The following is a 9,895-nucleotide window of genomic DNA, read 5'->3' as shown; positions in this document are numbered from 1 at the left end:
CCCCCCCGCCGGGGGGGCCCCACACCCGGGCCCGCGTCCCGCCGCCGTGGGCGGCCCCGGGGGTGCCCCCCGCGCGCCCGGCCCCCCCCCCCCCCCCCCGGGGGGGGGCCCCGAGCCGTGCGTCCTGTGCGCGGTCAGCGCTCCCCGGCGAGGTCGAGGTCGCCCCGCGCCGCCGGGGCCGGGCCGGGACCGGGCGCGGATCCGGCCTGCTCCCCGGAGAGGCGCCACGGGCGGGCGAGGACCGGCGACAGCGCTCGCCACCAGGGCTCCACGGGGAGGATTCCGGCCGGCTCGAACGGTTCGCCCGGCCGGGGGAACGCCACCGGCTGGTCGGCCTCCTCACCGGCGTCCTTCGTCCATTCGCCCGGCTCCGCCCAGGCGTGCGGCGCCAGGTTGAAGGTGCCCCAGTGGATCGGGAGCAGCACACCGTGCGGGCGGCCGCCCTGAAGGTCCAGGTGGGCGCGCATGCCCTCGGCGGGGGTCATGTGGATGTCCGGCCAGAACTCCGCGTACGCGCCGATCTGGATCATGGTGGCGTCGAAGGGGCCGTGCTCGGCGCCGATGTCGCGGAAGCCGGGGAAGTAGCCGGTGTCCCCGCTGTGGTAGATCCGGTGCTCCGGGCCGGTGACCACCCAGGACGCCCAGAGGGTGTGCTGCCCGTTGCGCAGCCCGCGCCCGCAGAAGTGGCGTGCGGGGGTGGCGGTGAGGCTGATTCCGGCGACGGTCGCGGTCTCGTTCCAGTCCAGCTCGCGCATCCGGTGGGCGGGGACGCCCCAGCGCTCCAGATGGGCTCCGACGCCGAGCGGCACGGCGAAGACCGTGTCGGTTCCGGCCAGGGCGCGGATCGTCGGGAGGTCGAGGTGGTCGTAATGGTCGTGGGAGATCACGACGACGTCGACGGGGCCGAGCGCGGCCAGCGACAGCGGGGTGGGGTGCAGTCGCTTGGGCCCGGCGAACGGGAACGGGGAACAGCGCTCGCCCCAGACCGGGTCGAACAGGATCCGTCGTCCGTCGATCTCCGCCAGCACGCTGGAGTGGCCCATCCAGGTCAGCCGGAGCCCGGTGACGGGCGGCGCGGCCAGATCGGCGAGGGTGGTGGGGTGGACGGGGACGGCGCCGTTCGGCGTCCTGCGGGTCCGCTGCTCCTTCTGGAAATAGGTCTTGGCGAATTCGACGGTGGACCCGGTGGGCCTGATCCGGGCCCCCACCGGGTTCTGGAACGCTCCGTCGACGAAATGGGGCGAGCGGCGGATGCGCTCCATCCGCGCTCCGGCCGGATCGGCCCCGAAGGACTCGGTGCGCATCGAGCGCAGCTTGGTGCGGAGCGGAAGCAAGTAGTCAGCGCCGGTCACAACATCTCCTGAGGGAGTCGGTGTCGTCTCATTATGGTCGGCCTGTACGACAGGGCGAGCAGAAGATGCTGAACGGGGCAGCCGGTCCGGCCGACGGGGGCGTCAGCCACGCGGCTGCCCGTAGACGTGGTCGATGTGCAGGGTGAGCAGCACCCTGCGGTCCTCGACCATGGCCCGCCGGTAGTCGTCCCAGTCGGGGTGCTCGCCCCGGACGTCCCGGTAGAGCGTGATCAGGGCCTCCACCGTGGCGTCGTCGGGCGCCGCGGCGGGCGGGGTCAGCTCGGCGGTCGTGTCGGCGACGGTCCAGGCCCAGCGGTCGTCGCTGGTGACGTGGTAGCTCGCCCGGGGGTCGCGCCGCAGGTTGCGGGTCTTGGCCCGGCCCTCGGTGATCGAGACGCGGATCACCTGCTCCTCGGGGTAGTAGGAGTGATTGACGTTGGACAGCTGAGGGCGTCCGTCCTGCTTCAGGGTGACCAGGACACCGCCGTCGTGCTCGCCGAAGAGACGGAGCAGTGCTTCCTGTGCCGGTTCGATGCGCGTCATGCAGGGTGCAACGTCCGGGACGGCCGCAGGATTCCGGAGCGCGCGCCTTCCCGTCGCCTGCGCCGGCGGCCGTATCACCGTCGTCACCGTCGCTGACCTGGCCCGTTCGTCGACATGGCCGATTCGTTAGGGTGTCCCGGTGGCAAGAGTCCGGTTGAACGTGGCGGAGCGACGCGAGGAGCTGTTGCGCGCGGCGGTCGAGCAGATCGAGGTCCGCGGGGTCTCGTCCGTGCGGATCGCCGATGTCGCCTCGGTGCTGGGCGTGAGCAACGCGCTGGTCCTCTACCACTTCTCGACCAAGGAGAAGCTGGTCGCGGCGGCGTTCGCGTACGCGGCCGAGGCCGATCTCGCCCATCTCCGCAAGCTGCTGGCCCGCCGCACCAGCGCTGTGCGACGGCTGCGGGCGGCCGTGCGGTGGTACGCGCCGACGGGGCAGGCCAAGGGCTGGCGGCTGTGGATCGAGGGCTGGGCGGCTTCCCTGCGCGACCCCGCCCTCCGTGAGGTCGCGGGCGACCTCGACCAGCGGTGGAAGGCGGAGCTGGCCCAGGTCATCGAGGAGGGCGCCGCCGCCGGAGAGTTCCGGTGCGAGGATCCCCGGTCGGCGGCCTGGCGGCTGACCGCCCTGCTGGACGGGATGGCGGTGCAGACGACCTCGTACGCGGGTCCGCTGTCCCGGTCCACGATGCTGCGGTGGACCGACGAGGCGCTCGCCCGGGAGCTGGGCATCGACCTCGCGGAGGTGGCCGGCTCCCCCGCCGGCGGCTGACCGGCTCCCCCGTCGCTGACTGCGCGGGCCCTCAGGTCTGGCGCACCGGTGTGTAGGCCGCCCCCTCCAGTCCGAACGTCCAGGCGACCCCGTCCCTCGCGGTCCGGGTGGCGGGCGGCACCCGCAGCCAGTAGGTGCGGTAGGTGCCGTCCGGCTCGGGGGTGGAGTTGACCACCTCGACCATCACCACGTCCTCGTCGCCGTCGAGGGCGATGCGCCAGAGGATGCCCGTCTCGTCGCGGTGGACGGGCTCGGCGCCCGACTCGGTGAGATACCGGTCGTAGCCGTAGTACTCCAGCATCACGCGGCGCAGTTCCGCGTTCTCCTCGGCGCGGATCCGTTCGGGGGTGAGGGAGGACAGCTCGGCCAGGAACGCGGCGGGCACCGGCATGCCTCGCCAGGCATGGAGGGCGAACCCGTCCCCGTACGCGAGGGCCGGTCCCTCTCCGTGGTCGAGCCGGCCCGCCTCGTCACGTTGGAGGACGTCGGGCCGCTCGGTGATGACCACGGCCCTCTCGTAGGGCCACCACCAGCCGGCGTTGCGGGCCACCTCCGCGAGGCCCGTAAGCCGGTCGCCGCGCCCGTCGAAAGCGGCGAGCCAGGCGGCGTCGTGCTGGCCGAGCACGGCGTCCAGGAGCACCATCCGGACGGCCCCCTCGTCCTGGGGCCGGGGCGCCAGATCGGCGACGACCCCGGTCCGTATCCGCTCGGCGAGTGCGGCCGTGGTCTCCCACAGCTGGGCCCCGGTGGCGGACCAGAGCGCCGACCAGCCCGCCGGGCCCAGCTCGTCGTACATCCGGCGGCGCTCCTCGGCCCAGGGGCGGGTGCGGACCTCCTCGCGCACCGACCGTCCGGCGTCGGTCAGCTTCTCCACCGCCTCGACGGCGGCCCGGGGCGATGCGGCCCAGATGATCCGGTCCGGCCCGGCCAGACCGGCGGTGCGGTAGGCGCGCCGCACCCCGGCCTCGGCCGCCGCCCGGTCCGCCCGGCCGGTCGCGGCCGCCACGCTCCGCCAGGAGTTCACGTTCTGCATCGGTTGTCCCCGTCCCCTGCTGTGCTCGTTCTGATGGCCGTGCTCGTTCTGGGCTGTGCTCGTTCGGTGTTCTCGCTCTGGGGGGGGGGGGGGGGGGGGGGGGGGGGGGGGGGGGGGGGGGGGGGGCGGCGGGCCCCCCGTCGCGCGTGTATCAGCTCTGGCCGCTGCTGCGCCTGCGGGCCACCACCGTGGCGCCCGCGCCGAGGGCGAGGAGCAGGGCCGCTCCGCCCGCGATGTACGGGGTGGTGGAGCTGCCTCCGGTCTCGGCGAGGTTGGCCTCGGTGGGGGCGGGGCCGGTGTCGGAGCCGGTCTGCGTCTTCACGTCGCCGCTGGTGGAGCCGCCGTCCGTGGAGCTCGGCTGCTCAGGGGCCTTCGGCTCTTCCGGGGTCTTCGGTCCCTTCGGGGTCTCGCAGGTCGCCTCGGCGAGGGTGACCTCGCCGTTCACCTCGGCGACGTTGAGCTTCAGCGGGTTGACCGACACCTTGAGCTGCAGTGCCGTCGCGGCCGCCGTGCGCTCGGTGGTAACCGTCTTGGACAGGTCGAGGGTGACCTCGCCGACGCCCGGCACCGACACCTGGGTCGGGCCGCCCGCGCTGAGCGTCACCTTCTTGCCGAGCACCTTGACGTGGCCGAGCACGTTCGATTCGGCGACGGGCTGCTTGCCCGCCTCGCAGACCGCCTTGGAGGTGACCTTCTCGACCTCGATGAGCGAGAGCGCCGCGAGTCCGGGGACATGGATGCGGGCCTTCGCCAGGTTGGTGTAGCCCTCGGCCTTGTGCTCGTCCACGGTGGCGTTCGCGGTGGCCACGTCGGCGCGCAGCACGTCGACCGGGCGGCCCTCCACTCCGTCCAGGTTCACGCTCAGCGCGGTCTTCTCGGCGCTGGCCGGGGCCTGCACCTCGTTGAGCGTGACCTTGAGAGGCACCTGGACGGACTTGTTGAGGAGCGAGACGTCGAGCCCGGTACGGAGCACGACCGCGCTCGCCCTGCCCTCGCCGGTGGTGGGCGTCGCCGGGGCTGCGTGCGCGGGGACGGCGGCAAGCAGAGCGACGGGGGCGGCGGCGACCGCCACGGCGGCGAGACGGAAGGTGTTGCTGTTCAAGATGGTGGAACCCCCACAAGAGACATGGAGCCACCGGCACAGTCCAATGGGGGACATCGCCTGATGCCGGTGGCCTCGACTCCGTGAATCTTTACGCACTGAGGGTGAACTCGCATATACCTGAAGTGAGTTCACCCCAAAGGGGGGTTTCCGCGCGCATATTCGAATCTTTCGGCACACGCGTTCCCTCCTGCCCCGCCGTGTCACCCGTTTCACGCAAGAGAGCCGCGGTGCGCGGAGCGGCTGGGCTCTATCAACGAGCCGACGACCGCATCCGTCACTACCTGTCAACACACTCGCTGCCTGTCCACGCACGGCGACGTCAGCCGACGACCCGCCCGTTCAGCACGATGTGCCGGGGGGCCGCCAGCACCCGGACGTCCGCGCGCGGGTCCTCGTCGTACACGACCAGGTCGGCCGGGGCTCCCTCCTCCAGCGCGGGCCGCCCCAGCCAGCTCCTGGCCCCCCACGCGGTCGCGGAGAGGGCCTCCAGGGGCGGAATGCCCGCCTTGACCAGTTCGGCGACCTCGCCCGCGACCAGGCCGTGCGCCAGGGAGCCGCCCGCGTCGGTGCCGACGTAGACCGGGATCCCGGCGTCGTACGCGGCGCGCACGGTGTCGTAGCGGCGGTCGTACAGCTGCCGCATATGGGCCGACCAGCGGGGGAACTTGGCCTCGCCGCCCGCCGCGAGGTCGGGGAAGGTGGCGATGTTGACCAGCGTCGGGACGATCGCGACCCCGCGTTCGGCGAAGAGCGGGATGGTCTCCTCGGTGAGGCCCGTGGCGTGCTCGATGCAGTCGATGCCCGCCTCCACCAGATCGCGCAGCGACTCCTCCGCGAAGCAGTGCGCGGTGACCCGGGCGCCGCGGCGGTGCGCCTCGGCGATGGCCGCCTCGACCTCGCCGCGCGGCCAGCAGGCGGTGAGGTCCCCGGCGTCGCGGTCGATCCAGTCCCCCACGAGCTTGACCCAGCCGTCCCCGCGCCGGGCCTCCTGGGCCACGTACGCGACGAGGTCGCCGGGCTCGATCTCGTGCGCGTAGTTGCGGATGTAGCGGCGGGTCCTGGCGATGTGCCGGCCGGCCCTGATGATCTTCGGCAGGTCCTCGCGGTCGTCGATCCAGCGGGTGTCGGAGGGCGATCCGGCGTCCCGGATCAGCAAGGTCCCGGCCTCCCGGTCGCTCAGCGCCTGCTTCTCGGCGGTCGCCCTGTCCACCGGACCGTGCCGGTCCAGGCCGACATGGCAGTGCGCGTCGACGAGGCCGGGCAGCGCCCAGCCTCTGACCGTCACCGCGTCGTCGGCGCCGGGCGGCCGGTCGTAGGTGATCCGCCCGCCCACGGCCCACAGTTCGTCCCGCACCTCGTCCGGGCCGACGAGCACCCGGCCCTTCACCCGCAGCACCCGCTGCTCCTCCCGGTCACGCACGCCGACCACCCGCCAGGCCCCTCACCCGATCACTCACCTGATCACTCATACGCGGCACTGTACGAGGCCGCCGGTGGGCCGTCGGTAGGCTTCCAGTGCCTTTCGACCGACGGACGAACCCGAAGAGAGCCCCACCGTGACGCACCCCTTCCTCGACCTCCCCCCGCTCACCGCCGACCACTTCGCGGCGATCGAGCGGCGCGTGGCCCGGCTCCTCGCCACGGAGCAGGACGTCGTCATCACCCAGGGCGAGGCGCTGCTGCCGCTGGAGGGCTGCATCCGCAGCGGCGCGCGGCCCGGCTCGACCGCGCTGAACGTGGTCACCGGACCGTACGGGCAGACCTTCGGCAACTGGCTGCGGGACTGCGGCGCCCAGGTCGTCGACCTCACGGTGCCCTTCCACACCGCCGTGACCGCCGACCGGGTCGCCGAGGCGCTCGCCGAGCACCCGGAGATCGACTTCGTCTCGCTGGTGCACGCGGAGGCGGCGACCGGCAACACCAACCCGGTCGCGGAGATCGGCGAGGTGGTCCGGGCGCACGGCGCGCTGTTCATGCTGGACGCGGTCGCCTCGGTGGGCGCCGAGCCGCTGCTGCCGGACGCCTGGGGCGTGGACCTGTGCGTGATCGGCGCGCAGAAGGCCATGGGCGGGCCCGCCGGGGTCTCCGCGGTGTCGGTGAGCGCCCGGGCCTGGGAGCGGATCGCCGCCAACCCGGCCGCCCCGCGCCGCTCCTACCTCTCCCTGCTGGACTGGAAGGAGCGCTGGATCGACGGCGGCCGCACGGCCCTGCCGCACGCTCCGGCGCAGCTGGAGATGCTGGGCCTGGAGGCGTGTGTGGCCCGAATCGAGGACGCGGGGCTGGAGACCGTGATGGCCCGCCACGCCTCGGCCGCCGAGGCGACCCGAGCCGGAGCGGTGGCCCTGGGCGGCGGGCTGGAACCGTACGTCCACGAGGCGCGGGACGCGGCCCCGGTGGCGACGACGCTGCGGGCCCCGGCGGGGACGGACGCGGCCGCGCTGGTCGCGACGGCACTGGCGGCGGACCCCGCGCTGCCGCTCGTCGCGGGCGGCGGGGCGCTGTCCAAGGAGATGATCCGGGTCAACCATTACGGGGCGGATGCGACGCGGGGGGCGGTGCTGTCCTCGCTCGCGGCTCTGGGGACGGCGCTGACCGATGCGGGCCTGCGGGTCGATATCGAGGCTGCCCGTCGGGTTGTCTCGGAAACCTGGCCGAGCCGATAAATTACCCATCATGCGGGGAGCAGCTTTTTCGAAAGCAGCTCCCCGCATTCTTATGCCCGCTTTCCTGTCGGCTAAACGCGGCAGTTTTCCCGCAGACCCGACTTCATGATTCGGACGCGTACCGAGAGAGTTACGACCTTGTGACCGACTCCACAAGCCCGGCGTTATGCCCGTTAAATTCAGGACAAAAAGGCGGAAGTCACCCCCGATTCGACGGGGGGTTCGCGCACGCCTGATAACACATGGGCACCCTCCACCCAACCCCTTGCGTCGATGCAATTTCCAAATTTGCTGGGTAAATTCAATTTCATGACCGCCGCACCAGCAGATTTTGCCCGTGCCCGAAGCGAATTCCTCAGTATCGATGCGCCGCGAGTGGAGGACGGAGCCGCGATCTGGCGCATTGCCCGCGACTCCCAGGTCCTGGACCTGAACTCCTCGTACAGCTACCTGCTGTGGTGCCGTGACTTCGCCGCGACCTCCGCCGTCGCACGGGGCGAGAACGGCGAGCCCATCGCCTTCGTGACGGGCTACATCAGGCCGGACCGCCCCCAGACCCTCGTCGTCTGGCAGGTGGCCGTCGACCAGGCCCACCGGGGCAAGGGACTGGCCGCCACTCTGCTGGACGCGCTGACCGCCCGGGTCGCCGCCGACCAGGGGCTGTCGTCCGTGGAGACGACGATCACCCCGGACAACACCGCATCCGACCGGCTGTTCACGTCCTACGCCCAGCGCCACGACGTCGCCCTGGAGCACGAGGTGCTCTTCGACGGCGAGCTGTTCCCCGAAGGGACGCACCTGCCCGAGGTGCTCTACCGGATCGGCCCTTTCACCACCTGAGCCCTCCCGGACACGACCCCGGCGTACCCGACCCGTACGCCCGATGACCGGCGCAGCCGACCCGTACGCCCGGTTCCCACGACTTTTCGCGCCGGCCGACCGACCGGCGCGGTCCCGGCCGCATCCGTGCGCCCGGGAGCACCGACCACTGCCCGTCACACCCCCTCACGCAGGAGACCCGCTGTGACCATCACCCCGCCCGCACTGAGCGTCTTCGAGACCCTGGAGTCCGAGGTCCGCAGCTACTGCCGCGGCTGGCCCGCCGTCTTCGACCGCGCGCAGGGCGCCCGGCTGACCGACGAGGACGGCCACTCCTACCTGGACTTCTTCGCCGGGGCCGGCTCGCTCAACTACGGCCACAACAACCCGGTGCTGAAACGAGCGCTGATCGACTACATCGAGCGCGACGGCATCACCCACGGCCTGGACATGGCCACCACCGCCAAGCGCGCGTTCCTGGAGACGTTCCAGAACGTGATCCTGCGGCCGCGCGACCTGCCGTACAAGGTGATGTTCCCCGGCCCGACGGGCACCAACGCCGTCGAGTCGGCGCTGAAGCTGGCCCGTAAGGTCAAGGGCCGCGAGTCCGTCGTCTCGTTCACCAACGCCTTCCACGGCATGTCGCTGGGCTCGCTCGCCGTCACCGGCAACGCGTTCAAGCGGGCCGGCGCCGGCATCCCGCTGGTGCACGGCACGCCGATGCCGTTCGACAACTACTTCGACGGTACGGTCCCCGACTTCCTGTGGTTCGAGCGTCTGCTGGAGGACCAGGGCTCCGGGCTGAACAAGCCCGCCGCCGTGATCGTGGAGACCGTCCAGGGCGAGGGCGGCATCAACGTCGCCCGCGCCGAGTGGCTGCGCGCGCTCAAGGAGCTGTGCGAGCGCCAGGACATGCTGCTGATCGTCGACGACATCCAGATGGGCTGCGGCCGTACCGGCGGCTTCTTCTCCTTCGAGGAGGCCGGCATCGTCCCGGACATCGTCACGCTGTCGAAGTCCATCAGCGGCTACGGCCTGCCGATGTCGCTCTGCCTGTTCAACCCGGAGCTGGACATCTGGGAGCCGGGAGAGCACAACGGCACCTTCCGCGGCAACAACCCGGCCTTCGTCACGGCCGCCGCCGCGCTGGACGCCTACTGGGCCGACGGCCAGATGGAGAAGCAGACCATGGCCCGCGGCGAGCAGGTCGAGCAGACGCTGCTGGCCATCTGCGCCGAGGAGTCGACCGCGAGCTTCCGCGGCCGGGGCCTGGTGTGGGGCATGGAGTTCGAGGAGCCGGCCCGCGCCTCCGCGGTCTGCGCCCGCGCCTTCGAGCTGGGGCTCCTGCTGGAGACCTCCGGCCCGCAGAGCGAGGTCGTCAAGCTGCTGCCGCCGCTGACCATCACCCCCGAAGAACTGGACGAGGGCCTGCGCACGCTGGCCCGCTGCGTCCGCGAGACGGCCTGACCCGGCACTGCCGGGGCAGGTGGAAGAAGAGAGGCGCCCGGCCCCCCGGGGGGGGGGGCCGGCCCCCCCCCCGCTGGACAACCCGGGGGCGGGAGGGGATAAAACACAAAGACCCCCCCCCCCAACCCCCAATCAACGAGAGAGGGA

The 9,895-nt window shown here is 72.2% G+C and carries 9 protein-coding genes; 4 read left to right on the top strand and 5 right to left on the bottom strand.

The genetic code is table 11. The features are described 5' to 3' along the window. Positions 1 to 134: 134 nt before the first annotated feature. Both JS521_RS24475 and JS521_RS24470 read right to left on the bottom strand, forming a co-directional pair. Complete coding sequence (locus JS521_RS24475; protein WP_205085098.1) at positions 135 to 1,352, bottom strand: MBL fold metallo-hydrolase; 1,218 nt, start codon at positions 1,350 to 1,352, stop codon at positions 135 to 137. Positions 1,353 to 1,454: 102 nt separating this feature from the next. Further along, positions 1,455 to 1,895, bottom strand: a complete 441-nt coding sequence (locus tag JS521_RS24470; protein WP_205085097.1) for a PPOX class F420-dependent oxidoreductase — start codon at positions 1,893 to 1,895, stop codon at positions 1,455 to 1,457. 139 nt (positions 1,896 to 2,034) lie between these two features. Between JS521_RS24470 and JS521_RS24465 the strand changes: the two genes are divergently transcribed. Then, a complete protein-coding gene (locus JS521_RS24465; RefSeq protein ID WP_205085096.1) occupies positions 2,035 to 2,661 on the top strand; it encodes a TetR/AcrR family transcriptional regulator in 627 nt (208 codons plus the stop codon). Between the two features lie 31 nt (positions 2,662 to 2,692). On the opposite strand, the gene JS521_RS24460 is transcribed toward JS521_RS24465, so the two are convergent. The 3 genes from JS521_RS24460 to JS521_RS24450 form a co-directional block, all read right to left on the bottom strand. After that, positions 2,693 to 3,694, bottom strand: a complete 1,002-nt coding sequence (locus JS521_RS24460; RefSeq protein ID WP_205085095.1) for a DUF6745 domain-containing protein — start codon at positions 3,692 to 3,694, stop codon at positions 2,693 to 2,695. A gap of 151 nt (positions 3,695 to 3,845) precedes the next feature. After that, positions 3,846 to 4,796, bottom strand: coding sequence for an SCO1860 family LAETG-anchored protein (locus tag JS521_RS24455; RefSeq protein ID WP_205085094.1), 951 nt, complete (start codon positions 4,794 to 4,796; stop codon positions 3,846 to 3,848). A gap of 322 nt (positions 4,797 to 5,118) precedes the next feature. Further along, the gene (locus JS521_RS24450) at positions 5,119 to 6,195 is read right to left on the bottom strand and encodes an amidohydrolase family protein (protein ID WP_205085100.1); all 1,077 of its coding nucleotides are present in this window, start codon (positions 6,193 to 6,195) and stop codon (positions 5,119 to 5,121) included. A 160-nt stretch (positions 6,196 to 6,355) separates the two neighbouring features. Here JS521_RS24450 and JS521_RS24445 point away from each other — a divergent pair, with 160 nt between their 5' ends. The 3 genes from JS521_RS24445 (at position 6,356) to ectB (ending at position 9,748) form a co-directional block, all read left to right on the top strand. Then, the gene (locus tag JS521_RS24445) at positions 6,356 to 7,462 is read left to right on the top strand and encodes a pyridoxal-phosphate-dependent aminotransferase family protein (RefSeq protein ID WP_205085093.1); all 1,107 of its coding nucleotides are present in this window, start codon (positions 6,356 to 6,358) and stop codon (positions 7,460 to 7,462) included. A 309-nt stretch (positions 7,463 to 7,771) separates the two neighbouring features. Further along, positions 7,772 to 8,302 (top strand): diaminobutyrate acetyltransferase, encoded by a 531-nt coding sequence (gene ectA / locus JS521_RS24440; protein ID WP_205085092.1) that lies wholly within the window; start codon positions 7,772 to 7,774, stop codon positions 8,300 to 8,302. A gap of 183 nt (positions 8,303 to 8,485) precedes the next feature. Then, positions 8,486 to 9,748 (top strand): diaminobutyrate--2-oxoglutarate transaminase, encoded by a 1,263-nt coding sequence (gene ectB / locus JS521_RS24435; protein ID WP_205085091.1) that lies wholly within the window; start codon positions 8,486 to 8,488, stop codon positions 9,746 to 9,748. Positions 9,749 to 9,895 lie beyond the last annotated feature (147 nt).

It is taken from the genome of Streptomyces durocortorensis, assembly GCF_016901035.1.
GTDB lineage: Bacteria > Actinomycetota > Actinomycetes > Streptomycetales > Streptomycetaceae > Streptomyces > Streptomyces durocortorensis.
Note: the sequence above shows the minus strand (reverse complement) of the source record. Positions and strands in the feature narration are given on the sequence as shown.